We start from the raw sequence: 23619 nt of genomic DNA, 5'->3' as shown, positions 1-23619 counted from the left end.
GATTGATTAAGCAACACCCTAAGGCGGCCTCCGGGCCGCCTTTCCTATCTTCATCGGCTACGCCCAAACTTCGCCCCTACCAACAGGAGGCGGTCAAGCGCGTGGTGGTGCACTTTCGCACCTCCAGCGAGCCTGCTTTGGTAGTGCTGCCCACCGGCAGTGGTAAATCCCTGGTGATAGCTGAGCTAGCGCGCTTGGCCCGTGGGCGGGTATTGGTGCTGGCCCATGTGCGTGAACTGGTGGAGCAGAACCACGCTAAATATCAGGCGTATGGGCTGGAGGCGGACATCTTTAGCGCCGGTTTAAAGCGCAAGGAGGCGAGTCGCCAAGTGGTATTTGGCTCGGTGCAGTCGGTGGTGCGTAACCTAGCGAGTTTTAACGACGCTAATTTTACCCTTTTGGTCATCGACGAGAGTCATCGTGTATCACTCAACGAAGACGCCAGCTATCGTCAGGTGATTGAGCACCTGCGCCAGCTCAATCCGCAGCTTAAAATACTCGGCCTCACCGCTACGCCCTACCGTTTGGGGCAGGGGTTTATCTATTATCGCCACCACCATGGCATGGTGCGGGGCAGTGAAGAGAGTTTTTTTCGCGACTGTGTCTTTGAACAGCCGCTGCGACTGATGGTAAAGCAGGGCTACCTCGCCGCGCCCAAGCGCCTGGATATGGCCATTGAGGGCTACGACTTCTCCGCGCTCAAACCCTCATCAAGCGGTCTGTTCCATGAGGAAGAACTTAATCGCGTGGTGGCGGGCAGCCGAGCGACGCCGTGTATTATCGGGCAAATCATTGAGCGTGCGGTTGATCGCCAGGGCGTGATGATTTTTGCCGCCACCGTGGCCCACGCTGAAGAAATCATCGGTTATTTACCCCGGTCGGAAGCCGCGTTAATCACAGGCGCAACTCCGTCAAAGGAGCGCACTGAGCTTATTGATGCCTTTAAAGCGCGGGAGCTTAAATATCTGGTGAACGTGGCAGTGCTGACCACCGGTTTCGATGCGCCTCACGTTGACTTGATCGCTGTTTTGCGGCCTACCGAATCGGTGAGTCTCTACCAACAGATGATAGGCAGGGGGCTGCGCCTGTCGCCGGGTAAGAGCGACTGCCTGATTCTGGATTACGCCGGTAACCCCTGGGATATCTTTGCGCCGGAAGTGGGTGAGCCAAAGCCGGATAGCGACAGCGAACCGGTGCAGGTGGAGTGCCCCGCCTGCGGTCATGCCAATCTTTATTGGGGTAAGCGCGACGGTGATTTAGTGATTGAGCACTTTGGCCGTCGCTGCCAGGGTTTGATTGAGGATGACGAAGGGAGGCGCCATCAATGTGACTTTCGTTTTCGGTTTAAAGTGTGCGAGGAGTGCGGCGCCGAGAATGACATCGCCGCCCGTCGCTGCCACGGCTGCGACAAGCTGTTAGTGGACGCGGATGATAAGCTCAAGGATGCCCTTAAGCTGAAAGACGCCAAGGTGTTGCGGGTAAGCGGTATGCAGCTGGAAGCGACCACCAACGGCCGTGGTTTGCCGCGCTTAAAAGTCACCTATCATGACGAAGATGGCACCCACCTGGCCGAGTGGTTCGCGCTGGAGACGCCCGCCCAGCGGCGCGCTTTCTATGCCGCTTTTCTGCGCTACCACCTGCGCGCGCCGGGAGGTAAATGGCAGCCGCTAAGCGCCGAAGAAGTCGTTGCCGAACAACGCCGCCTGCGCCATCCTGATTTTGTTGTAGGCCGCAAAGTGGGGCGCCATTTCCAAATCCGTGACAAGCTGTTTGACTATGCTGGCCGCTACCGCAAAGCGGTGGAGGCGGGGTAGTACGCTTGTGCTTACTCTCTACCAGAGCGACGCGAATGCTGACGACTTTGCTAAACTGTTCGCTGGTGCCGATTTCCACTTTTCAAGAGAGCCGACCCGCGTGAGCGAGACGCCAAGTGCTACCGTTGATTTAGAGACGTCTGATTCCGAGCCCGCTGATCCAGTGGCAGTTTCGTTTGGGCGTCTGTTCAATGAGCAGATTACGCAAATGCCAGAGGATTTATACATTCCTCCCGAGGCGCTAAGGGTCTTTCTGGAGACCTTTGAAGGCCCGCTGGATTTACTGCTCTACCTGATTCGGCGTCAGAATCTGGATATTCTGACCATTAACGTAGCCACCATTACCCACCAGTACATCGAGTACGTGGAGCTGATGAAGGCCATGGAGATAGAGCTGGCGGGCGAGTACCTGTTAATGGCCGCTATGCTGGCGGAGATCAAGTCGCGCACCTTGTTGCCCCGCCCGCCGAAGGTCGAGGGCGACGACGAAGAAGACCCCCGCGCTGAGCTTATCCGCCGACTGCAAGAGTACGAGCGCCTTAAAGAGGCGGCAGAGACGCTGGATACGCTACCGCGCGTGGGGCGTGACTGGTTTAGCGTGCAGGCGGGTTTGCCCCCGCTGGAATCCCGTGTGATTCACCCCGAGGTGGAATTGGAGGAATTGCTTAGCGCGCTCTCCGACATCCTCAAGCGCGCCGAGCTGGTGCAGGCCCACCAAATCAGTCGCGAGGTGCTCTCTACCCGCGAGCGTATGCTCAAAATTATGGAGCGACTAAGTCACGATGACGCCCATCAGCGCTATACACCCTTTGAAGCGCTTTTTACGCTGGAAGAGGGGCGCGCAGGTGTGGTGGTCACTTTTATGGCAATTCTTGAACTAGCCAAAGAAGCCATGATTGAAATTGTTCAAAATGTGCCGCTGTCGCCGATTCACGTGCGGGCGCGGCGCGCAGCCCTTGCTGACGGCGAGGAGAGTGCTTTTGATGAGGGCGAGATAGAAGATGATGCCTATGGCGAGTCCGCTTTTGAACCTGGCGAGGAGACGCCATGAGTAACGCCGCCACCGCGTTAGATGAGATTATTGAAGCGGCGTTGCTGGCCGCTGGCGAGCCCTTGCCCCTTGAGCGGTTGGAGACCCTTTTCGTTGAGGGCGAATGCCCCTCGCGCAAGGAGTTTCGTGACGTCTTGGGGCGTTTACAACATCGCCATTCCGGCGGTGCGCTGGAGCTGCTGGAAACGGTCTCAGGCTATCAGCTACGCATTCGCCCGCGGCTTTCTCAATGGGTGTCGCGGTTGTGGGATGAACGCCCCCAGCGATATTCACGGGCGCTGCTGGAAACGCTGGCGTTAATCGCCTACCGGCAGCCGGTTACGCGTGGTGATATTGAAGAGGTGCGCGGGGTCAGCGTGAGTAGTTCCATTATGCGCACCTTGGCGGAGCGCGGCTGGATTCGCGTAGTCGGTCATCGTGATGTGCCCGGCCGACCGGCGGTATACGCCACCACGCGCAGCTTTTTAGACGATTTTGGGTTAAAAACCCTCGATGCGCTGCCGCCCATGCACACGCTGGCAAGCTGGGAAGAGAACGAACTACCTGAAGAGCCGGGGATAGCGGAGGATGCTGACATTCAGGAAGAAAATGACACCGGTTCAGATGCTGAAGCACTAGACGAAACGATCAAAACGGTGCAGGATGCGCCACCCCAGAAAGAACAGATAACCTCGGCTGAGATAGCCGACACGCACGCCGAGACGGCGTTAACCCAGCCGCTGAGTTTTGCCGACCTACAGGCTCGGCTCGCGGCACGTGCCAAGCGCCAACAAGACGAGCGCGAAAGCACGGAGACTACCGATGTGAGGTCAGACGACCATGAGTCAGAGTAATAACACCACGCCCCCCACCAGCGAAAAGCTGCAAAAAGTCTTGGCCCGCGCAGGCCTTGGCTCGCGTCGTGAAATGGAAACGGCGATTTCCGCCGGCCGCGTTAAAGTGAATAGCCAAGTAGCTAAGCTGGGCGACCGCGTTGAAGCGCGGGACAAAGTCAGTTTTGATGACCGTCCGGTGGCACTGCGCCCCGAAGAAGAAGTGCCACGCCGGGTGATTATGTACAACAAGCCGGAAGGCGAGCTGTGCACCCGTAAAGATCCAGAAGGGCGTCGCACGGTGTTTGACCGCTTGCCGCGCCTGAAAGGCGAGCGTTGGATTGCGATTGGGCGCCTGGATATCAATACCAGCGGTTTGCTGCTGTTTACCACCGATGGTGAGCTGGCCAACCGTTTGATGCACCCCTCCACCCAGGTGGAGCGCGAGTATGCGGTTCGCGTGATGGGTGAAGTGAAGCGCGAGCATATCATGGCCATGGTCGATGGCGTCATGCTTGAAGATGGCCCAGCGCGCTTTACCGATGTACAGGAGTTTGGTGGCGAAGGCATCAACACCTGGTTCCACGTAGTGATTCTGGAAGGGCGCAACCGTGAAGTGCGGCGTCTTTGGGAATCGCAAGCGCTGACGGTCAGCCGCCTTAAACGCGTGCGCTACGGCAATATCTTCCTCGATAAGCGGGCAAAAGCTGGCGAGTGGGTCGAGCTTACCCAGGATGAGGTGGATGACTTAGCCACGCTGGCTAACTTGGAAACCCGTAAAGTGCCCGCGCTGACGCCAGATGAGAAGAATCGTTGGAACCGCGACAAGCACAAGCGTAAGCCGGTACAGGCATTGCGCAAACCGAAAAGCAAAGCCCGTTAAGTTATTAGCGATTAGGCTGATAAGCTTGCCTGTCAGCATTGAGTGACGCGAGCAGGCACGCGAAGGGTAGCTTGTTGTAGAGTGAAGGCGAAAAAACGCTTGCTATCAATGAGGTGTAAGCGTAGGATATGCATCCGTTCAGGCGGGTCGTTAGCTCAGTTGGTAGAGCAGTTGACTTTTAATCAATTGGTCGCAGGTTCGAATCCTGCACGACCCACCATTCAAACATCTGATCAGTTTGGATTAAGTTAGTTTGAATTCAGTGATGAACGTTTAAAGTGTTGTACCGCCAGTAAATGAAAAGCAAAGCAAGTTTGGGTCGTTAGCTCAGTTGGTAGAGCAGTTGACTTTTAATCAATTGGTCGCAGGTTCGAATCCTGCACGACCCACCAAATTCAACGCCCTTGGCAGTTTATCTGCCAGGGGCGTTTTGCTATGCGCCTGGTAAGCAATTTGTGTGTGACAATCTGTTTGCAGTCAAAAGCTATTTCCCGCCAAAATAGTCTAGAATAATGCTATCCAGAATAGATTTTAAGTGATCGGCCATCGCGAGAGACGCAGCGGCCCATCGCTCATACGAGCGGCACACGTACAAGGCGTGCGTGAGCCGTGACCCAGTGTTTAACAGGGGGATTCCCTGTTCGTCACAGTGGTAGACACAATGACTATTATGAATACGCAAGCAGAGCTCAGTGCTCCGCTACCCACAGCCTACTGCCCGACCCGCATTCCCGCGGAAGATCAGGCCCGGGTTGAAGAGATCAAACGGCTATTGAAAGCCCATAACGCCGTTCTGGTCGCACACTACTACACCGCTGATGCCATTCAGCAACTGGCGGAAGAGACCGGCGGCTGTGTCGCGGACTCGCTGGAGATGGCGCGTTTTGGTGCTCGCCATGACGCCACCACGCTGGTCGTCGCCGGGGTCCGCTTTATGGGCGAAACCGCCAAGATCATATCGCCTGAAAAGCGCGTGCTGATGCCCACTTTGGAAGCCACTTGCTCGCTGGATATTGGCTGTCCTGCTGATGAGTTCAGCGCTTTCTGTGATGCCCACCCAGACCGCACCGTAGTGGTGTATGCCAACACCTCCGCGGCTGTTAAGGCGCGGGCAGACTGGGTGGTGACTTCGTCGATTGCGGTAGAGGTGATTGAGCACCTGCAGGCCAAAGGCGAGAAAATTCTTTGGGCACCCGATAAGCATTTGGGCGGCTATATCCAGAACAAAACCGGCGCCGATATGTTGATGTGGGACGGCGCCTGTATCGTCCATGAAGAGTTCAAGGCCAAGGGCGTTGAAGACTTGAAACGCATCTATCCGGATGCCGCAGTGCTGGTGCATCCGGAGTCGCCAGAGCCGGTAGTGAAGCTGGCGGATGTGGCGGGCTCCACCTCACAGTTGATCAAGGCGGCGAAAGAGTTGCCCAACGATAAGCTGATTGTGGCCACTGATCGTGGCATCTTTTTCAAGATGCAGCAGGCGGTGCCGGATAAAACCCTGTTTGAAGCGCCGACGGCAGGCAATGGCGCTACCTGCCGTAGCTGCGCCCACTGCCCCTGGATGGCCATGAACGAGCTGGATAATCTAGCCGGTGCGCTGCGCGAGGGGAGTGGTGAGATTCAGGTGGATGAAGCATTGCGCCTGCAGGCCTTAAAACCCCTTGAACGCATGCTTAACTTCAACGCATAGCGAGATAAGATTAACCGAATGTCATTGCGAGCTTAGAAGTGTCATTGCGCACGATGTGGAACAATCTAGGTGTTACTGCCACCACTGGTGAAGATTGCCGCGTCGCTGCGCTCCTCGCAATGACATAGGTTTAGAACATAGGTTTAGTTAAAATCTTCCAGGGCTTCGCGATACTCAATAAAGTCCTCGCGACGCTGCTCGATTCTTGCCAGCGCCTGCTGGTCATTTTCCCGCTCAGCGGCATCCCGGGCGATAGAGAGCTGGCGAATGCCGCTATCAACGCGGCCGGTCAGCTGAAGATGCTCTGCACGCGCTAAATGCCCCCAGCTATCATGTCCACTGCGCCCGGCGGCTTCGGCCAGCAGGTTAAAGACCTGCGGATTTTCCGGGTTTTGGGAGGTGATGTCGCGTAGCAGGTCATAGGCCGCCTGCGGGTCGCGCTGGAGCTGGGCTTCGGCCAATATTAGCTGGGCAGGTAGGTAGTTGGGCATAAAACGTAGCAATTGCTGGCTGCGCTGAATGGTCTGATCGTAGCGGCCCGCTTCCAGGGCGACATTAGCCGCAGAGGCGGGCAGCATGGCAAAGTCGGGATGCTCGTTAGCAAGCCTATCCAGCTGCCCCAGAGCGCTATCGGTTTGGCCGTTGCGAGCATCGATCAGTGCAGTTAAGTAGTCCTGAGCGGCTTGTTCGGCGCCTTCCTGAGCAAGGCGCGAAGCAGCTTGCTGTGGCGTGTTGTTGTAAATGCTGAGCAGCGCTCGGGCGCGCACCATGTCGTAGAGGGTGTCGCTGGTGTATGCATCGGCCACATTGAGTTGGGCTGCGCGAGCTTGTGCGGCGCTTAAGCGATTGTCGGTGACCGGGTGGGTGAGCAAGAACTCCGGCGGCGTGTCGCCCTGTAAGCGGGCCATGCGCTGCATGGCGGCGAACATGCGCACCATTGCTTCAGGGTCGTAGCCCGCATCGGCCATGGCCTGCAGGCCGATATTGTCGGCTTCCTGCTCAAACAGCCGTGAGTAGCTGAGCTGATCCTGAATCAGCGCCGCCTGTGAGCCCATAGCGGCCGCCATGCCAGCGTCGCCGCCGCCACTGGCGGCAATCAGCATGCCCGCCAGCATGGCCGCCATGGCGGGCAGCTGGGTCTGAGCCGCGCGGGCGCTGCCTCGGGCATAGTGGCGTTGAGAGAGGTGGCCCAGTTCGTGAGCTAATACCGAGACAAAGGCACCTTCATCTTCGGCAAACGCGAATAGTCCTGAATTGATCCCTACCACCCCGCCAGGGACGGCAAAGGCGTTCAGTGAAGCATTATCGACCATCACGGTGATCGTACGCAGACCGTTAATATCGCTGTGCGGAGCCAGCCGGGCAATCAGGCTTTGCAAATAATCATTGGTAATGGGGTCTTGCCACTGGGGGGCTTGGGCACGAAACTGGCGCAGCCAGGCGCGGCCCAAACGATACTCTTCATTGCTGACGGAGGTAGACGCCGCCCCTAAACTTGGCAAACCGTAATCGTTGATAGCCGCACTTTGCGGACTAAAGAGTAGGCTGCCAAAGGCACAAGCGAATGCACATATCCAGCCTGGGTAAGCGGTACGAAGGGTCGGCATGGCATCCTCTTAAGTGATGATTAAGCACAGCGGTGATTGTGTGACATTGATAAAGGCTGGGAAGTGCCGTTAAATCGACAGCCTAGTGAAATCAATCGTTAAAAAGACAGTTTATGCCGAAGCGTTTATTAAACAATGTATATGCAACAAGATTTATAAATCTATGCCGTGAATAGGCAGGTCATTTTGAGGGAGTGAGTATGTCTGAGCAAACCGGGGGCTTTCAACCCGATACGGTGCTTGACGCCTGTGGGCTGCATTGCCCGTTACCTTTGTTAAAGGCCAAACAGGCCCTCGCAGGCTTGGCGGCTGGTCAGTTACTGGAAGTACGCTCAACAGATGCGGGTTCGTGGCGGGATATGGCGTCGTTTACCGACCAGAGTGCGCATACGCTGGAAGGTCGTGAACAGCGCGACGACGTTTATGTTTACTGGATTAGAAAAGCTGGGGATGCGCACTCATGACCCTGCGCACGATTCTAAAAAGCTGGGTTGAGCGCTACTTCTCTGACGAAGAGGCGCTCATACTGCTGGTAGTGCTGGTGGCAGGCTTTGCAGCGATTATTTGGTTTGGACGGATGCTGGCGCCATTTTTTACCGCACTCGTGATCGCGTTTTTGCTCCAGGGCGTAGTGGGTGCGCTTACCCGGCGGGGGCTACCGCATCTGCTGGCGGTCATCCTGGTCTTTTTAGCCTTCATCAGTGTGTTGCTCACCCTGGCGTTTATTCTGATGCCGTTGATCTGGAATCAGTTAGTGGGGCTGGTTCAAGAGACGCCCCGCATGTTCGCTAGTGGCCAGGGATGGCTGGATGAGTTGCAGACGCGCTATCCGAATATTATTACACCGGATCAGATGCAGAGCTGGATAGGCGTAGCAAGCCGCGAGATTAGCCAGTTAGGCCAGCGCGCCTTAACACTCTCGCTGGCCTCGCTAGGCAATATTATGTCGCTGATTATCTATTTGGTGCTGGTGCCGATTCTGGTGTTCTTTATGCTTAAGGACCGCGACGTACTGGTCGGTTTTATACTTTCGCTGCTGCCCCAAAAACGTACGCTGCTCTCGCGTATTTGGCGTGAGATGGACGATCAAATTGCCAACTATATCCGCGGTAAATTTATTGAAATTATCATCGTGGGTACAGTGGCGTTCTTTACCTTTGCGTTCTTTGGCTTGCCATATACGGCGTTATTGGCGGTATTGGTAGGTCTTTCAGTGTTAGTGCCTTATATCGGTGCTGCAGTGGCTACGCTGCCTGTCGCTGCGGTGGCGGGGTTCTATTTTGGCCTTAGCGAAGATTTTGTCTATGTGCTGGTGGCTTATGGCGTGATTCAAGCGCTGGATGGCAACGTATTGGCACCGGTATTGTTCTCTGAGACCAATAATATTCACCCGGTTTCGATTATTGTGGCGGTACTGTTCTTCGGTGGGGTTTGGGGCTTCTGGGGGATCTTCTTTGCAATTCCCTTGGCAACGCTGCTGAAGGCGCTGATTTACGCCTGGCCGCGTAGCATGCATGGACGTGATGAACGGAGAGGGCTGCAAGCCCCGGCGGCCCAGGAGGCCGAGTAAGGTTCACCCATTACCCGTGATGGATGGGCACGGGTAATGGGGTTAGCGGAGAGAAAGTTTGGGAAAACTAGCTGGAGGCGTTAAGTTTTTCAGCCGCAGCAAGCACTTCTTCCGCGTGGCCAGGTACTTTAACGCCGCGCCACTCGTTGGCTAGCTTGCCCTGCTTATCAATCAAGAAGGTGCTGCGTTCGATGCCCAGGTGCTCCTTGCCGTACATTTTCTTGAGCTTGATAACGTCGAATAGAGTGCAGACATTTTCGTCTTTGTCTGAAATAAGATCGAAATTGAAATCCTGCTTGGCCTTAAAATTCTCCTGGGCGCGCAGGCCATCGCGAGAAACGCCGAGAATCACCGTATTTGCAGCGTCGAAGGCGGGTTTGCGGTCACGAAAGTCTCCGCCCTCGGTGGTGCAGCCGGGCGTGCTGGCTTTGGGGTAGAAGTAAATGACCACTTGTTTGCCGCGTAGCTCCGACAGCGTCACGGTGGTATCACCAGTGGCAGTGGCAGAGAAGTCAGCAACGGATTGACCAATTTCAACAGGCATGAAGCGTCCTCATTGGGGGTTAAGATGGGCGTTGAGGTGAAGCGCTAATGTGAATAGCTAATGTGAAGAGCTATGCACGATTACACGTAAGCCAAGGGCCGTTGTCAAAGCCCAAAACCGGGTGACGACAAACTCACAGCGCTTTACGCTGTACAGGCTCGAATCGCCTGAGTACCATTTGGCCTCTGCGAGATGCAGGCGTTTAGCGCAAAATAGCCTGATCGCGCTCGGCTTCGATGTAAACTTAGTATTTAAAAACCTAGATAGTTGATATCACAATTTGGCTGGTGAGGAATAAACGGATGATCACAGGCAGCATTGTCGCCCTGGCGACGCCTATGAAGGTCAATGGCGACATCGACTGGGAGGCGCTTCGCCGTCTGGTGAACTTCCATCTCGAAAATGGCACCGATGCCATTGTGGCCGCTGGCACCACGGGCGAACCGACTACCATGTCCTTCGCCGAACACTTCGATGTCATTCGCAGCGTCGTAGAAGAGGTTAATGGCCGTATTCCCGTCATTGCCGGTACTGGTTCGAACAACACCACCGAAGCAGTAGAGCTGACCCGTTACGCTAAAGAGGTCGGTGCCGATTATTGCCTAACGGTTGCGCCTTACTACAACAAGCCTACTCAGGAAGGCTTGTTTCAGCACTTTAAGGCCACCGCCGAGGCCAGCGACCTGCCGGTCATTCTTTACAATGTGCCTGGTCGCACTTGCTCGGATATTTACAACGAAACCGTCTTACGTCTGGCCGAAGTAGATAATATTATCGGTTTAAAAGACGCCACGGGGAACCTAGAGCGTGCGGAAGATCTAATTACTCGCCTAAAAGGCAGTGGCTTTATGCTCTACTCCGGTGACGATGCGACCGCCTGTGATTTTATGCTGATGGGTGGCCATGGGGATATCTCAGTAACCGCCAACGTTGCACCTCGGGCGATGCATGAGCTCTGCACGGCAGCCGTGGCCGGTGATGCCGATAAGGCGCACCAGATCAATACGCGCTTGATGCCGCTGCACACCAATCTGGGCATAGAGTCGAACCCTATCCCGGTGAAGTGGGCGTTGAATCGTATGGGTTACGCGGACGCGGGGATTCGGTTGCCGCTAACTTGGCTGTCGGAAAAGTACCACGCGACGGTTAGTGAAGCGCTGCAACTGGCGGGCGTCGTAGAGGAGTAACCCGGCGCAATACCCTTTGCTACCCAGCTCACTTGCCGTGAGCTGGGTACTTGATTTGTTGACTTAAGGTGGCTTGATGAGCTCTGTGCTTGAAATACGTGTGCTTAAATGGGTGCCGCTGGCACTCGCAGCGGCTGTCGCGCTCTCTGGTTGTGCGCGGGATGGTTTTTACCACGACCGCAACCTGGACTACACCGAGGCCGCTCCGGCACCGCCTCTGGTGCTGCCAGAGACCCGCAATACCCAACGCTACGGAGATGCGCTGCCGGTTCCTCAAGCCGCCACCCAAGGCGCGCGGCTTGACGAAGCGGCAGAAATTCGCCCTCCGCAGTCACTGGCAATGGGTAGTGGCCTGGAGCCAGAGTACGTTGAGCGCCGCGAAGTGGGCGACAACACCTGGCTAGTGGTGGCCGCCGATACCGGTACGGTGTGGCCGCAGTTGGAAGAGTTCGTGCGTAGCCGTCAGTTAGCGGTGCAGGAGAGCAGCGCTTCCCAGGGTGTTATCATTACCTCCCAGGCAGACATACAGCTGCAAAGTGCGCTGCGCGCAGGCAGTAGCGAAGTTCGCTGCGAACGCGGTGGGCAAACCATGACTAGCTGCCTGGATGCGCTGGAGAGCCACCTAAGTTCGCGCAGTGCATCCGTCAGCGCCTCCTCTTCCTGGACGGCTCAGCGCCTTACCGATGAGCAAACGCTGCAAATTCGCGAGCAGGGCGACGAGTGGGAAGTGGTTATCCCGCAGCCAATTGACCGTGTGTGGGCCGAGTTGAACCACTATCTTGAGCTGGATTTTGCCCAGGAAGGTCAGCGTGATTTGTTAGCTGCCGACCCCGCCAGTCACGAGTTTATGGTTGAGTACATGACGGAAACCGAGCGCAACCGCAACCCGCTACAAATCGTGTTCAGCGCTGATGTTCGCAAGATGTCTCAAGAGATCCGCCTTGCCCTACAGCCTGACGGCGACCAGACGATTCTGCGTGCCATCAATGCCAGCGAACGGGCATTCAGCGCCGATGATCAGCGCGAGTTGCTTGAGCGTGTCTCCGGCTATTTACGTTAATTTGTGACCCTTGACCCCTTACGGAGCCCCCATGGAAAAGCGCCAAGAACTCTACGCCGGTAAGGCGAAATCTGTGTATACCACCGACGATCCGGATTTGTTGGTGCTCAATTTTCGTGATGACACCAGTGCCTTCGATGGCAAAAAAGTGGAGTCGCTGGCCCGCAAGGGAATGGTCAATAACGTCTTTAACGCCTTCATTATGGAGCGGCTGCAGGAAGCGGGCATTCCCACCCACTTCGAAAAACAGCTCACCAATACGGAGAGTCTGGTCAAAAAGATGCAGATGATCCCGGTTGAATGTGTGGTGCGCAATATCGCCGCGGGTGGTTTGGTCAAACGCCTCGGCGTGGAAGAGGGAATTGTGCTGACGCCACCCACCTTTGAGTTGTTCTTGAAGAACGATGAGAAGGGTGACCCGATGATCAATGAGTCGCTGGCGGAGACTTTCGGTTGGGCTACACCTGAGCAGTTAGCCAAAATGAAGGTATTAACTTTCAAGGTTAACCATATCCTCAAAGCGCTGTTTGCTGAGGGCGATATGCTGCTGGTGGATTACAAGCTGGAGTTTGGTGTATTTAAAGGCGAGGTCGTGCTGGGGGATGAGTTCTCTCCGGATGGTTGCCGCCTATGGGACGCCAACACCCGTGAAAAGCTGGATAAAGACCGCTTCCGTCAGGGGTTGGGCGGTGTAATTGAGGCGTACGAGGAAGTCGGCCGCCGTTTGGGTATTACCTTCCCCGCTTAAACCGCCACTGTTGTGTCATTACTCGGCACATGGTTCGATAGCCATCACCTCTAAGGTGGTGGCTTCGCCTTTTTGGCGTTGGCGAAATTTAACGTCCACATCGCGTAGGCGAACGCCGTAGAGACGCTCAGAGACTTTATCTTTTTGTTGATAGGCGGGCCTAGGGTCTTGGCTTAGTACCTGCTCAATTAATGCTAGCAGAGTGGCACTGTCTTGGCGCAGAGCGAGCGTATCCAGTGCCGATGGATGAAAGGCAACCTCCATGAGAGATGGTGCCTCAGGGGCAAAGCCGGCCTGTGCATTAGGATGAGATTCGGCCCAGGGTAAATAAGGCTTGATATCGACCACCGGGGTGCCGCTGACTAAGTCACAGCCCTGGAGCTGCAGGGCGACACCGTGCTGGGAGTCTATCCCGACTAATCTCACGAGAGAGAGCCCCAGGCGGTTAGGGCGGTGGGTGCTGCGACTGGCAAAAACCCCCACCTTTTTATTGCCTCCCAGGCGCGGCGGCCTTACCAGCGGCGACCAGCGCTCAGGGCTTTGATGAAAAATAAAGCTCAGCCACAGGTGGCTGAAGTCTTCCAAGCCGCGCACAGCGAGTAGGTCGTTGTAGGGAGCGGTGAGTACCAGTCGGGCATTGGCAGCAGGGGCGAGCCCCGGCTGGCGCGGAATGCCGAATTTATCGGGGTAGTCGCTGACCACATGACCAATGGGCGTTAGCGTAAAGTGCTCGCTGTTAGGGGCATCGTCCATCACACTGCCTTTTGCTAGGGTTGATCCGCGTAGGGCTGACTCGGGCAGTATAAAGCAGGCAATGGCTTAAGCGTGACCAAATGGGGCGTGATCGAATGTATCTTGATCAAATGATAGCTGAACAGCTCAGAGGTGACGCATGACCAATACCGAGGAGCAGCAAGCGCCAACCGGTACGCGGATAATGTATCGCGCGGCGCTGGCACGCGACGCCGCCGACCAGGCGGAAGTGTTTTACCACGCTGTCATGCAGGGGGCGGCCACTCACTACACGCTGGATGAGCGGCGTGCGTGGGCTAATGCTCTGCCCCGCGAAGGCAGTGCGTGGGGGGTGCGGCAAGCGCTCTACACGACCTTAGTCGCTACCTGCGATGGGCGCTGCGTAGGATTCCTGGAGCTGGATTTGGTCGCCGGGCGGGTTGAAACACTCTACGTATGGCCCTCACTGGCCGGCCGCGGTATCGGTACCACGCTGCTGGTGCATGCCGAACGGCTGCTGCTTGAGCAGGGCAAGGGGCAAATCGAGATAGAGGCGAGCTCCATGCTCTATGAGCGCCTACTGCGCCGTGGTTGGAAAAACCACGGCGAGGAGTGGGTCGAGCGAAGCGGAGAGCGTCTGCTGCGTTATAAGCTTTCCAAGCCGCTTAATGCTGTCGAAACTTAATCAGAGGTTTCTTAATCATCAAACGCTATAACTGCGGGTAATGCGCATGGAGAGATCGATCGAGGCGATGTCCTTGGTAAGTGCGCCGCTCGAGATGCAATCAACGCCGGTGTCGGCGATTGCCCGCAGGGTGGTGCCATCCACGTTGCCTGAGGCTTCCAGGGTGGCTCGACCGCCGTTGATTTCAACCGCAACGTGCAGGTCTTCGATGGCGAAATTGTCGAGCATGACAATATCAGCTCCCGCTGCCAACGCCTGATCCAACTCTTCAAAGGTTTCTACCTCGACTTCCACAGGTAGGTCGCTAGCTAACTTGCGCGCCTGGGCAACCGCCGCTTGGATGCCCCCACAGGCAGCAATGTGGTTCTCTTTGATCAAAAATGCGTCCCACAGGCCAATGCGGTGATTGTGTCCGCCTCCGCAGGTGACCGCATATTTTTGCGCCAAGCGCATGCCGGGCAGCGTTTTGCGCGTATCAAGCAGGCGCACACCGGTGCCTTCAATCAGGTCGACATAAGCGCGGGTGGCGGTGGCGGTGGCAGACAGCGTTTGCAATACGTTAAGTGCCGCCCGCTCGCCGGTAAGCAGGATGCGGGCGGGGCCTTCCAGGGTTAAGAAACACTGGCCAGCCTCAAGCTTGTCGCCATCGGCTGCGTGCCAGCTCAGGCTTACCCGGCTATCCAGGCGTCGGAACAGCTCATCTACCCAGGGTGCGCCACACAGCACCGCGTCTTCACGGGTAATAACGTCGGCGCTTGCCCACTGGTGCTCAGGGATCAATTGCGCGGTAATATCACCCGGGCCAACGTCCTCTGCCAACAGGCGAGCGGCGCTGGCGCGGATTTCTTCAGCAAGAGCGGATTGATAATGCATGGCAGTGATTCTCTGAACATCGTCGATTGTGGGCGGCCATTATAATCAAACAGAGCCGTGGAAGAACGCGTTACCGTAGAGGAGACCATGCGTATGGAAGACAAACAACCCCTTGGCGGTTGGTGGAGTAGCGCCCGACAAGTCGTTTCACCCAACTACGACGCCCGGCCTGATGAAGAGGTCTCGCTGCTACTCATTCACGCGATTAGCCTGCCTCCCGGTGAGTTTAGTGGCGACGCTATTGAGGCGCTATTTACCAATCAGTTGGCGGTAGGCGAGCACCCATTTTTCGCTGAAATTGCCCATTTAAGAGTCTCCGCGCATCTGCTGATACGCCGCGATGGTGAGTGCGTGCAGTTTGTTAATACGGATCAGCGAGCGTGGCACGCAGGGCGCTCCGGCTGGTGGGATAACCGCCAGCTGCGCTGGCGAAGGGCGCTCAACGATTTCTCGGTGGGCATTGAGCTTGAGGGAGATGATGTTACCCCTTACAGCAAAGCCCAGTATAACGCGCTGATAGAAGCGGTGGTTTGGTTAATGGCGTGCTATCCACAGCTCAATAAAGAGCGTATTACCAGCCATGCGCATGTGGCGCCGCTGCGCAAAACAGACCCCGGATCGGCGTTTGATTGGGCGTATTTTCAACAACAGCTATCGACGAGGGTTGAGCGATCGCGGACTGATTAAGCATTTCAGTAACCAAGCATTTGAGTAACAAAGAGTTTCAATAGCTAAGTGGTTCAGTAAGTAAGTAGCTCAATAGCAACGTAATAAAACGGTAGTTTAATTACAATTGGTTCGCTATTAGTGGCACGGGCAAATGTTATACATTTTGCTTATGTTGCAGTGCAATAGTTTGTTTTCGATAGGCTTTTCCGTTGCACCAGAATTGGCAGCGTGGCGACTTTGAGGTATCTTCGCCTATACAAAAGGCTAACTTTTAAGAGAATTGTGTAGCTTTACTACATCAATACGTACGTAGCTTGTTGAATGTAGAGCTAAAACCCCTATCCGGCGTTTAATCGTCGGCGAAATGTTGGCGCGTGGTGGAGTTCCACACCGCCGCCCCAGGCCCTTGAGGGTAGCGGGGTTAATTGTCATTTATCGTCATTCGGAGAGACCTCTATGAGTCTGGAGACAAGAGAAGATCTCGATCCGATCGAAACTACGGAATGGATTGATTCCCTAGAGTCGGTATTGGATCGTGAGGGCGAAGATCGTGCCCGCTACCTTATGACCCGCCTGGCGGATCGCCTGCGTCGGGACGGCATGAAGGTGCCCTTCTCGGTGACGACCCCGCACCGTAATACGATCCCGGTTCACCGCGAAGCACCGATGCCTGGCGACCTGTTCATGGAGCGTCGTATCCGCTCTTTGATCCGTTACAATGCCATTGCTCAGGTTATTCGTAATAACCGCGCCAAGCCGGGTCTGGGTGGACATATTGCCAGCTTTATGTCCTCGGCTACCCTGTATGACGTGGGCTTTAACCACTTCTTCCGCGCGCCGCAGGGCGATTTTGCCGGTGACTTGGTGTATATCCAGGGGCACGTGGCGCCGGGCATCTACGCGCGTTCCTATTTGGAAGGTCGCTTGAGCGAAGAGCAGATGGACAAGTTCCGTCAGGAAGTCGATGGCGATGGTCTATCTTCCTACCCGCACCCGTGGTTAATGCCAGACTACTGGCAGTTCCCCACGGTCTCTATGGGCCTTGGCCCGATTCAGGCGATCTACCAAGCGCACGTGATGAAGTACCTGCATCACCGTGAGCTGAAGGATATGTATGACCGCAAGATCTGGTGCTTCATGGGCGACGGCGAGTGTGACGAGCCGGAATCCCTGGGCGCTATTTCACTGGCCGGTCGCGAAAACCTCGATAACCTGATCTTCGTCATCAACTGTAACCTGCAGCGCCTTGACGGCCCTGTACGCGGCAACTCGCGGGTGATGGACGAATTCGAAGGCGTCTTCCGTGGCGCTGGCTGGAACGTGATCAAGGTGGTCTGGGGCCGTCATTGGGATCCGCTGTTCGAGAAGGACAAGAAAGGCATCCTTCAGAAGCGCATGGACGAAGCGGTCGACGGCGAGTACCAGAACTACAAAGCCAACGGCGGCGCGTACACCCGCGAGCACTTCTTTGGCAAATATCCAGAAACCGAGGCGATGGTCAACGACCTCTCCGACGAAGATATCTGGAAGCTCAACCGCGGTGGCCACGATCCGTTCAAGGTTTACGCGGCCTACCACGAAGCGGTAAACACCTCTAACGGCAAGCCCACGGTCATCCTGGCGCACACCGTTAAAGGTTACGGCATGGGTAGCGGCGATGGCGAAGCTGCCAACGAAGCGCACCAGGTCAAGAGCATGGAGTACGAAGCGCTTAAGACATTCCGCGATCGCTTCGGCATTCCGATCACCGATGAGCAGCTCAAAGACGTGCCTTACTACAAGCCGGAAGAAGACTCCCCCGAGCTTAAGTACATGCACCTGCAGCGCGAGCGCCTGGGTGGCTACTTGCCCAGCCGCCAGAGCGACTTTGAGGCACTGGAGATCCCAAGCCTCGAAGACAAGACCTTTGCCTCGCAAATGGGTGGTTCGAAAGGCCGCGAAGTCTCCACCACCATGGCGTTTGTGCGCGTCCTTAACGGCCTGGTGAAAGATAAAAAGCTCGGTCAGAAAGTGGTGCCGATTATCCCTGACGAGGCGCGTACCTTCGGTATGGAAGGCATGTTCCGTCAGCTAGGCATCTACACCTCGGAAGGTCAGAAGTACGAGCCGGTCGATAAAGGCCAGATCATGTTCTACCGCGAGGATCAAAAAGGTCAGATCCTCGAAGAGGGCATTACCGAAGCGGGTGCGATGTCGGCCTGGATCGCTGCGGCGACCTCCTACAGCAACAACAACGTCACGCTCTTGCCGTTCTACATCTACTACTCGATGTTTGGCTTCCAGCGCATTGGCGATTTGGCCTGGGCGGCGGGTGACCTGCAGGCGCGCGGCTTTATGGTCGGCGGCACGGCGGGGCGCACCACGCTTAACGGCGAAGGTCTGCAGCACCAGGATGGCCACAGCCTGATTCAGGCCTCGACCATTCCCAACTGCCGCAGCTACGACCCGACCTATGGTCATGAAGTGGCGGTCATTGTTCAGGATGGTTTGAAGCGCATGTTCACCGATAAGGAGAACTGCTTCTACTACCTGACGGTAATGAACGAGAACTACGAGCACCCTGCGCTGGAAAACGTACCTGCCGACGATATCGTCAAAGGTATGTACCTACTGCGCGAAACCAAGGGTGACAAGGGCCGCGTTCAGCTGCTCGGTTCGGGCACTATTCTGCGCGAAGTGGAAGCCGCTGCTGAATTGCTCGAGAACGATTGGGGCATCGGTGCCGATATCTGGAGCGTGACCAGCTTTAACGAGCTGCGTCGTGAAGCGCTGCTGCTCGACCGTGAAGCCTTCCTGAGCCCAGATGCGGAGGCCAACAAGCCTCACGTCACTAAGTGCCTGGAAGGTCGTGATGGCCCGGTGATCGCGTCTACCGACTACATGAAGCTGTATGCCGATCAAGTGCGCGCCTGGGTACCGGGTGACTACACTGTACTGGGTACCGATGGCTTTGGCCGTTCAGACACCCGCGAGAAGCTGCGCTACTTCTTCGAAGTAGATCGCTACTTCGTGACCGTGGCAGCGCTGCGTGCGCTGGCTGATCGCGGCGAGATTGATCGCAAGCAGGTTGGTGAAGCGCTTAAGAAGTATGGCATTGATGCCAATAAGCCTAACCCGCTGACTAGCTAAACCGCTGACCGGTGGGCGGTTGCCCACCGGCTCGATCCGATTTGGAAGGAGCGCGACCTTGAGTAGCGAAATCATCAAAGTTCCCGATATCGGCGGCGATACCGATGTCGAAATCATCGAGATTGCGGTGTCAGAAGGCGACGTCATTGAAGCGGAAGACACCCTGATCACTCTGGAATCCGACAAAGCCAGCATGGACGTACCGGCCCCGAAAGGCGGCAAGGTACTCAAAGTGCTGGTTAAAGAAGGCGATAGCGTTTCCGAAGGTGACGATATCGTTGAGCTGGAAGTCGAAGGTGGCGGCGACGAGAAGCAAGAGAGCTCGTCTGATAGCCAGCCCGAAGAGGCTCCAGCGAAGCAAGAAAAACCCAAAGAAGACCAACCGCAAGAGCAGAAGCCCGCGGCTAAGAAATCCGCCGGTGGTAAGCAGACAGTTGATATTAAAGTGCCTGATTTAGGCGGCTCTGACAGCGTCGAAATCATCGAAGTCGCGGTAGGCGAAGGCGATGAAGTTGAGGCCGAAGACACGCTGATCACGCTGGAGTCTGACAAAGCCTCCATGGACGTGCCCAGCCCCCATAGCGGTAAGATCGTCAGCTTTACCGTGAAAGAGGGTGACACGGTTTCTGAAGGCGATGTGATCGGCCAGATGGAGATCGCTGGCGAAGGCGGGGACGACAGCGAAGACGCGCAGCAAGAGAGTGCCGCTTCAGAGCCGTCCTCCAACCAAGCCAGCAGTGAGCCGGAAGAGTCCGCTGAAGAAGATGAACAGGAAGAGGCCGCTAGCGGCGAGCCGGAGCGCAAAGAGATTCGCGTACCGGATCTTTCTGGCGCTTCTGATGTGCCGATTATCGAGATCGGCGTAGCGGCAGGTGACGAGATCAACGAAGAAGACCCGCTCATCACTCTAGAGTCCGACAAAGCCTCTATGGACGTGCCCAGCCCCTATAAAGGCAAGCTCCTGGAGCTGACCGTTAAAGAGGGCGACACCGTCTCTGAAGGCGATGTGATTGGCTATATGGAAGTCGCTGGCGCCAAAAAAGCGGCACCGAAAAAAGCCGCACCCGAAAAATATGAGCCTAAAAAAGATAAGCCGTCCAAGGCCACTGAATCTCCGGCGGGTACGCCAAGCCCCGAAGCTCAGATGGCGGCCCATAAGCCCCGCGATGGCAAGCTGGTTCACGCCGGCCCAGCGGTGCGTATGCTGGCTCGTGAGCTGGGTGTCGATTTGGAACTGGTGAAACCTAGTGGCCCGAAAGATCGCGTGCTCAAAGAGGACGTACAGTCCTACGTGAAGCAAGCGATTGCCAATCAGGGTAAAGCCCAGCCCGGCGCCGCAGCTGCAGCCACCGGCGGTGCGGGCATTCCGCCGATCCCGGAAGTCGACTTCAGCCAGTTTGGTGAAGTGGAAGAGAAGCCGATGGGGCGTCTGCTCAAGATGGGCGCGACCAACCTGCATCGTAGCTGGCTCAATGTGCCCCACGTCACGCAGTTCGACGAAGCGGATATTACCGAGCTGGAAGCTTTCCGCAAGGCGATGAAAGCAGAGGCTGAAGCCCAGGGCGCCAAACTGACGCCGCTGCCCTTTATGGTCAAGGCCTGCGCCTTTGCGCTGCGTAAATTCCCGCAGTTCAACGTCAGCTTGAAGGGCGACGGCGAAACCCTGGTATGGAAGAACTACGTCCATATCGGTATTGCCGTGGATACACCTGATGGTCTGATGGTGCCGGTAGTACGCAACGCCGACAAAAAATCCTTGATCGAGATTGCCAAGGAGATGGCGGAGCTAGGCAAGAAAGCGCAGACCAAAAAGCTCAAGCGCGACGAGATGACCGGTGGCTGCTTCACTATTTCGAGCCTCGGTTCGATTGGTGGCACGGCGTTTACACCGATCGTTAACGCGCCGGAAGTGGCCATTCTGGGCGTGTCCAAAGCGCAGATGAAGCCGGTTTGGGATGGCAGCGCCTTCCAGCCACGCCTAATGATGCCGCTGTCGCTCTCCTACGATCACCGCGCGATCAACGGCGCCGATGCGGCACGCTTTACTGCCTTCCTGGCAGACGTGCTGACCGATATACGTCGCTTATTGCTGTAATTGGTAGCGATGTACTCATACAAGCGGCGCCCCTCGGGGCGCCGCTTGTGTTTGCTAAATCTCTATCCTTACTAAACCTATAGCAGGGCGACCAAAGTGGTAGTTTTGCGTCACCTGTCTGTTTTAATTTTAAAAAAGTGAGATAAAAGCGGGTCTCTCAGGCTTTTGGGGAGTTGTGTCGCCCGAGAGGCGCGGTTATTGTCAATTAACAGAATTTTCATACTCATTTTTCATACTAAGAACTTCAAGGAGCAGTGCCATGCGTTTAATCCTGTTGGGTGCCCCTGGCGCGGGGAAGGGGACTCAAGCTCAGTTTATTTGCGAGCAATTTAAGATTCCTCAGATTTCCACCGGGGATATGCTGCGCACGGCCATTAAAGATGGCACAGAGCTGGGCCTGAAAGTAAAAGAGATCATGAACAGCGGTGGTCTGGTGTCTGATGACATCATTATTGATCTGGTTAAAGAGCGCATCAGTCAGCCTGACTGCGAAAATGGCTTTCTGTTCGATGGCTTCCCGCGAACGATCCCCCAGGCCGACGCCATGAAAGAGGGCGGCGTCAAACTGGATCACGTGTTGGAAATTGCCGTGCCCGATGAAGAGATCGTTAGCCGCTTAGCGGGACGTCGTGTTCACCAAGCGTCAGGTCGCGTCTATCACGTTGATCACAATCCGCCCAAAGAGCCGGGCAAAGATGATGTCACTGGCGAAACGCTTATCCAACGTGAAGATGATCAAGAGTCCACGGTGCGCAATCGCCTGTCGGTTTATCACGACCAAACGGCGCCGCTGGTCGATTACTATCAGCAGTGGGCTGCGCAGGACCCGCAGAGCGCGCCCCAGTACCACCGCATCGAAGGCGTTGGCAGCGTGGCGGATATCACCCGCCAGGTAAAAGAAGCCCTTAGCTGATAAAAGCCCCTAGCTAACCAAAGCGTTTTACGCCTTTGCCGATGGCCCGCTCAATGCGGGCCATCGTCGTATTAGCGTGACAAAGGTATAATGCCGCAACCTTTCTTTCGAGTGGCCACTTGCTATGCCGTTACATCTGCTTGCCCTGGACGCCTCTTCAAGCGCCTGCTCTGCAGCCCTACTGCGCCAAGACGACGCTGGTACTGAGTGCCTGGCGCGCTTTGAGATGACGCCCCGTGCCCATACCCGTCGACTGTTGCCGATGGTGGATGAGGTGCTTGCCGAAGCGCAGGTAACGCCTTCCCAGCTTGATGCCGTAGCGTTTGGTCGGGGGCCGGGTTCGTTTACCGGGCTGCGTATCGCGGCGGGGGCAGCCCAAGGATTAGCGTTTGGTCTCGACTGCCCGCTATTGGGGGTCTCAACACTGGAAGCGCTGGCGCTTCAGGCCCATCGCCGTTATCACCTCCGCCACGTAGCGACAGCTTTAGATGCCCGCATGGGCGAGATATACGCCGCGACCTGGCACTGCCTGAAAGACACTATCACGCCAATGAGCGCCGAGGCGGTGCTGGCCCCTGAGGCACTTCGCCTGCCGGGCGATGAAACTGACTGGGTAGGCGTGGGCAGCGGCTTTTCGCTGTGGGAGCGCTTCACTGTCGATGTGCAACTAAGCATGCCCCAGCATTTGGATGATTTAGAGCCCCGCGCAGAAGAGATGGCGTGGCTGGCGGCGCGTGATTTTGCCGCTGGTTTGGGGCAGCCCGCGCACTTGGTTCAGCCAGTTTATCTGCGCAACGACGTTGCCTGGAAAAAGCCCGCATGAGCTTTGTGGAGAGCGATGTTGAGAGCATCCTTCTACCTGACGGCCTGCGCTTGGTGCAGGGCGAACATGGGTTGGTGCTGGTCGGCGATGAAAAACGCTACGGCAAACCGCTCAGCGTTGATTTCGTGGCGGGCAAAGCGGCCCACCGGCGTCGCTTTGGCGGTGGGCGGGGCCAGCTCGTGGCAAAGGCCTGTGGGTTAGCCAAGGGCGTGTCACCCAGCATTGTTGATGCAACGGCAGGACTAGGCCGCGATGCGTTTGTGCTGGCTGGTTTAGGCGCTCAGGTGTTGTTAATTGAGCGAGTCGCGGCGATTGCGGCGCTGCTGGAAGATGGCCTGAAACGCGCCTCCAGGCATAGCGATACGGCGGCTATTGCCGCCCGAATGACGCTGCGCCACGGCGATGCCGCTCAATCCCTGGCTGAACTCGTAACGAGTGCACACTTTTCACCCCAGGTGATACACCTGGATCCGATGTTTCCCCACCGTGAACAATCCGCGCTGGTGAAAAAAGAGATGCGGCTGTTTCGCGAGTTGGCCGGTGATGATAACGATGCCCCGCGCTTACTTGAAGCAGCGTTGGATGTAGCCACTCACCGTGTGGTGGTTAAGCGCCCCCGGAAGGCGCCGCCTATTGCGGGCCCAGCGCCGCAGCATACCCTTGAGGGGAAAACCAGCCGCTACGATTTATATGTACATCGCTCATTAGTGCGCTAATCGGCTCGCTTATCGGCA

21 protein-coding genes and 2 tRNA genes are annotated in these 23619 nt (G+C 56.3%); 19 read left to right on the top strand and 4 right to left on the bottom strand.

The features are described from left to right. The first annotated feature begins 2 nt into the window (after positions 1 to 2). The 7 genes from QHL1GM_RS09070 (at position 3) to nadA (ending at position 6250) form a co-directional block, all read left to right on the top strand. Positions 3 to 1814 (top strand): DEAD/DEAH box helicase, encoded by a 1812-nt coding sequence (locus QHL1GM_RS09070; RefSeq protein WP_071694185.1) that lies wholly within the window; start codon positions 3 to 5, stop codon positions 1812 to 1814. Between the two features lie 100 nt (positions 1815 to 1914). Continuing rightward, entirely contained in the window at positions 1915 to 2865 is a 951-nt protein-coding gene (locus QHL1GM_RS09065; RefSeq protein WP_071695955.1) for a ScpA family protein, read from the top strand. Beyond that, a complete protein-coding gene (gene scpB / locus QHL1GM_RS09060; RefSeq protein WP_071694184.1) occupies positions 2862 to 3698 on the top strand; it encodes an SMC-Scp complex subunit ScpB in 837 nt (278 codons plus the stop codon). The genes QHL1GM_RS09065 and scpB overlap by 4 nt, the downstream gene beginning before the upstream one ends. Next, positions 3685 to 4560, top strand: coding sequence for a 23S rRNA pseudouridine(2605) synthase RluB (gene rluB / locus QHL1GM_RS09055; RefSeq protein WP_071694183.1), 876 nt, complete (start codon positions 3685 to 3687; stop codon positions 4558 to 4560). The genes scpB and rluB overlap by 14 nt, the downstream gene beginning before the upstream one ends. Positions 4561 to 4704: 144 nt before the next feature. Beyond that, positions 4705 to 4780 (top strand) — tRNA-Lys (locus QHL1GM_RS09050). Between the two features lie 96 nt (positions 4781 to 4876). After that, a tRNA-Lys gene (locus tag QHL1GM_RS09045) sits at positions 4877 to 4952 on the top strand. Positions 4953 to 5221: 269 nt separating this feature from the next. Further along, positions 5222 to 6250 (top strand): quinolinate synthase NadA, encoded by a 1029-nt coding sequence (nadA, locus tag QHL1GM_RS09040; RefSeq protein ID WP_071694182.1) that lies wholly within the window; start codon positions 5222 to 5224, stop codon positions 6248 to 6250. 143 nt (positions 6251 to 6393) lie between these two features. On the opposite strand, the gene QHL1GM_RS09035 is transcribed toward nadA, so the two are convergent. Next, positions 6394 to 7857, bottom strand: a complete 1464-nt coding sequence (locus QHL1GM_RS09035) for a M48 family metalloprotease (protein WP_071694181.1) — start codon at positions 7855 to 7857, stop codon at positions 6394 to 6396. 200 nt (positions 7858 to 8057) lie between these two features. Between QHL1GM_RS09035 and QHL1GM_RS09030 the strand changes: the two genes are divergently transcribed. After that, a complete protein-coding gene (locus tag QHL1GM_RS09030; protein WP_071694180.1) occupies positions 8058 to 8321 on the top strand; it encodes a sulfurtransferase TusA family protein in 264 nt (87 codons plus the stop codon). Continuing rightward, positions 8318 to 9427 carry an AI-2E family transporter gene (locus QHL1GM_RS09025; RefSeq protein WP_071694179.1) on the top strand — a complete coding sequence of 370 codons (1110 nt, stop codon included), beginning with the start codon at positions 8318 to 8320 and terminating at the stop codon, positions 9425 to 9427. Before QHL1GM_RS09030 ends, QHL1GM_RS09025 begins: the two co-directional genes overlap by 4 nt. A 67-nt stretch (positions 9428 to 9494) precedes the next feature. Here QHL1GM_RS09025 and QHL1GM_RS09020 read toward each other — a convergent pair whose 3' ends face one another. After that, positions 9495 to 9971, bottom strand: coding sequence for a peroxiredoxin (locus QHL1GM_RS09020; RefSeq protein ID WP_071694178.1), 477 nt, complete (start codon positions 9969 to 9971; stop codon positions 9495 to 9497). A 302-nt stretch (positions 9972 to 10273) separates the two neighbouring features. On the opposite strand from QHL1GM_RS09020, the gene dapA reads away from it, so the two are divergent. The 3 genes from dapA to purC all read left to right on the top strand — a co-directional run bounded on the left by dapA (position 10274) and on the right by purC (position 12966). After that, positions 10274 to 11158 (top strand): 4-hydroxy-tetrahydrodipicolinate synthase, encoded by an 885-nt coding sequence (gene dapA, locus QHL1GM_RS09015; RefSeq protein WP_071694177.1) that lies wholly within the window; start codon positions 10274 to 10276, stop codon positions 11156 to 11158. A gap of 76 nt (positions 11159 to 11234) precedes the next feature. Then, positions 11235 to 12218, top strand: a complete 984-nt coding sequence (bamC, locus tag QHL1GM_RS09010; protein ID WP_071694176.1) for an outer membrane protein assembly factor BamC — start codon at positions 11235 to 11237, stop codon at positions 12216 to 12218. Positions 12219 to 12249: 31 nt separating this feature from the next. Further along, entirely contained in the window at positions 12250 to 12966 is a 717-nt protein-coding gene (gene purC / locus QHL1GM_RS09005; protein ID WP_071694175.1) for a phosphoribosylaminoimidazolesuccinocarboxamide synthase, read from the top strand. An 18-nt stretch (positions 12967 to 12984) separates the two neighbouring features. Here purC and tsaA read toward each other — a convergent pair whose 3' ends face one another. Beyond that, entirely contained in the window at positions 12985 to 13719 is a 735-nt protein-coding gene (tsaA, locus tag QHL1GM_RS09000; protein ID WP_071694174.1) for a tRNA (N6-threonylcarbamoyladenosine(37)-N6)-methyltransferase TrmO, read from the bottom strand. A gap of 139 nt (positions 13720 to 13858) precedes the next feature. Here tsaA and QHL1GM_RS08995 point away from each other — a divergent pair, with 139 nt between their 5' ends. Further along, complete coding sequence (locus QHL1GM_RS08995; RefSeq protein ID WP_071694173.1) at positions 13859 to 14383, top strand: GNAT family N-acetyltransferase; 525 nt, start codon at positions 13859 to 13861, stop codon at positions 14381 to 14383. Between the two features lie 18 nt (positions 14384 to 14401). Here the strand turns inward: QHL1GM_RS08995 and nadC are convergent, their stop codons facing one another. Then, a complete protein-coding gene (nadC, locus tag QHL1GM_RS08990) occupies positions 14402 to 15256 on the bottom strand; it encodes a carboxylating nicotinate-nucleotide diphosphorylase (RefSeq protein ID WP_071694172.1) in 855 nt (284 codons plus the stop codon). Positions 15257 to 15349: 93 nt separating this feature from the next. Between nadC and ampD the strand changes: the two genes are divergently transcribed. From ampD to QHL1GM_RS08960, 6 genes are all read left to right on the top strand, one after another. Then, complete coding sequence (gene ampD / locus QHL1GM_RS08985; protein ID WP_071694171.1) at positions 15350 to 15943, top strand: 1,6-anhydro-N-acetylmuramyl-L-alanine amidase AmpD; 594 nt, start codon at positions 15350 to 15352, stop codon at positions 15941 to 15943. Between the two features lie 438 nt (positions 15944 to 16381). Next, positions 16382 to 19054, top strand: coding sequence for a pyruvate dehydrogenase (acetyl-transferring), homodimeric type (gene aceE / locus QHL1GM_RS08980; protein WP_071694170.1), 2673 nt, complete (start codon positions 16382 to 16384; stop codon positions 19052 to 19054). Between the two features lie 58 nt (positions 19055 to 19112). Further along, positions 19113 to 21149, top strand: a complete 2037-nt coding sequence (gene aceF / locus QHL1GM_RS08975) for a pyruvate dehydrogenase complex dihydrolipoyllysine-residue acetyltransferase (protein WP_071694169.1) — start codon at positions 19113 to 19115, stop codon at positions 21147 to 21149. A 259-nt stretch (positions 21150 to 21408) separates the two neighbouring features. After that, on the top strand, positions 21409 to 22062 hold the full coding sequence (gene adk / locus QHL1GM_RS08970) for an adenylate kinase (protein WP_071694168.1): 654 nt from the start codon (positions 21409 to 21411) through the stop codon (positions 22060 to 22062). Positions 22063 to 22186: 124 nt separating this feature from the next. Then, positions 22187 to 22885, top strand: a complete 699-nt coding sequence (gene tsaB / locus QHL1GM_RS08965) for a tRNA (adenosine(37)-N6)-threonylcarbamoyltransferase complex dimerization subunit type 1 TsaB (protein ID WP_071694167.1) — start codon at positions 22187 to 22189, stop codon at positions 22883 to 22885. Continuing rightward, on the top strand, positions 22882 to 23601 hold the full coding sequence (locus tag QHL1GM_RS08960; RefSeq protein WP_071694166.1) for a class I SAM-dependent methyltransferase: 720 nt from the start codon (positions 22882 to 22884) through the stop codon (positions 23599 to 23601). Before tsaB ends, QHL1GM_RS08960 begins: the two co-directional genes overlap by 4 nt. Positions 23602 to 23619 lie beyond the last annotated feature (18 nt).

Origin of the sequence: Halomonas sp. QHL1 (assembly GCF_001882345.1) — a bacterium.
In the GTDB taxonomy this organism is placed as follows: domain Bacteria; phylum Pseudomonadota; class Gammaproteobacteria; order Pseudomonadales; family Halomonadaceae; genus Vreelandella.
The sequence above is the reverse complement of the archived record's forward strand: the minus strand, read 5'-3'. Positions and strand labels throughout refer to the sequence as shown.

What these genes read in the sequence shown, in the direction of transcription:
- scpB (WP_071694184.1), top strand. Translation starts at nt 2,862, where the DNA reads ATGAGTAACGCCGCCACCGCGTTAGATGAGATTATTGAAGCGGCGTTG.
- rluB (WP_071694183.1), top strand. Translation starts at nt 3,685, where the DNA reads ATGAGTCAGAGTAATAACACCACGCCCCCCACCAGCGAAAAGCTGCAA.
- nadA (WP_071694182.1), top strand. Translation starts at nt 5,222, where the DNA reads ATGACTATTATGAATACGCAAGCAGAGCTCAGTGCTCCGCTACCCACA.
- QHL1GM_RS09035 (WP_071694181.1), bottom strand. Translation starts at nt 7,857, where the DNA reads ATGCCGACCCTTCGTACCGCTTACCCAGGCTGGATATGTGCATTCGCT.
- QHL1GM_RS09030 (WP_071694180.1), top strand. Translation starts at nt 8,058, where the DNA reads ATGTCTGAGCAAACCGGGGGCTTTCAACCCGATACGGTGCTTGACGCC.
- QHL1GM_RS09025 (WP_071694179.1), top strand. Translation starts at nt 8,318, where the DNA reads ATGACCCTGCGCACGATTCTAAAAAGCTGGGTTGAGCGCTACTTCTCT.
- QHL1GM_RS09020 (WP_071694178.1), bottom strand. Translation starts at nt 9,971, where the DNA reads ATGCCTGTTGAAATTGGTCAATCCGTTGCTGACTTCTCTGCCACTGCC.
- dapA (WP_071694177.1), top strand. Translation starts at nt 10,274, where the DNA reads ATGATCACAGGCAGCATTGTCGCCCTGGCGACGCCTATGAAGGTCAAT.
- bamC (WP_071694176.1), top strand. Translation starts at nt 11,235, where the DNA reads ATGAGCTCTGTGCTTGAAATACGTGTGCTTAAATGGGTGCCGCTGGCA.
- purC (WP_071694175.1), top strand. Translation starts at nt 12,250, where the DNA reads ATGGAAAAGCGCCAAGAACTCTACGCCGGTAAGGCGAAATCTGTGTAT.
- tsaA (WP_071694174.1), bottom strand. Translation starts at nt 13,719, where the DNA reads ATGGACGATGCCCCTAACAGCGAGCACTTTACGCTAACGCCCATTGGT.
- QHL1GM_RS08995 (WP_071694173.1), top strand. Translation starts at nt 13,859, where the DNA reads ATGACCAATACCGAGGAGCAGCAAGCGCCAACCGGTACGCGGATAATG.
- nadC (WP_071694172.1), bottom strand. Translation starts at nt 15,256, where the DNA reads ATGCATTATCAATCCGCTCTTGCTGAAGAAATCCGCGCCAGCGCCGCT.
- ampD (WP_071694171.1), top strand. Translation starts at nt 15,350, where the DNA reads ATGGAAGACAAACAACCCCTTGGCGGTTGGTGGAGTAGCGCCCGACAA.
- aceE (WP_071694170.1), top strand. Translation starts at nt 16,382, where the DNA reads ATGAGTCTGGAGACAAGAGAAGATCTCGATCCGATCGAAACTACGGAA.
- adk (WP_071694168.1), top strand. Translation starts at nt 21,409, where the DNA reads ATGCGTTTAATCCTGTTGGGTGCCCCTGGCGCGGGGAAGGGGACTCAA.
- tsaB (WP_071694167.1), top strand. Translation starts at nt 22,187, where the DNA reads ATGCCGTTACATCTGCTTGCCCTGGACGCCTCTTCAAGCGCCTGCTCT.
- QHL1GM_RS08960 (WP_071694166.1), top strand. Translation starts at nt 22,882, where the DNA reads ATGAGCTTTGTGGAGAGCGATGTTGAGAGCATCCTTCTACCTGACGGC.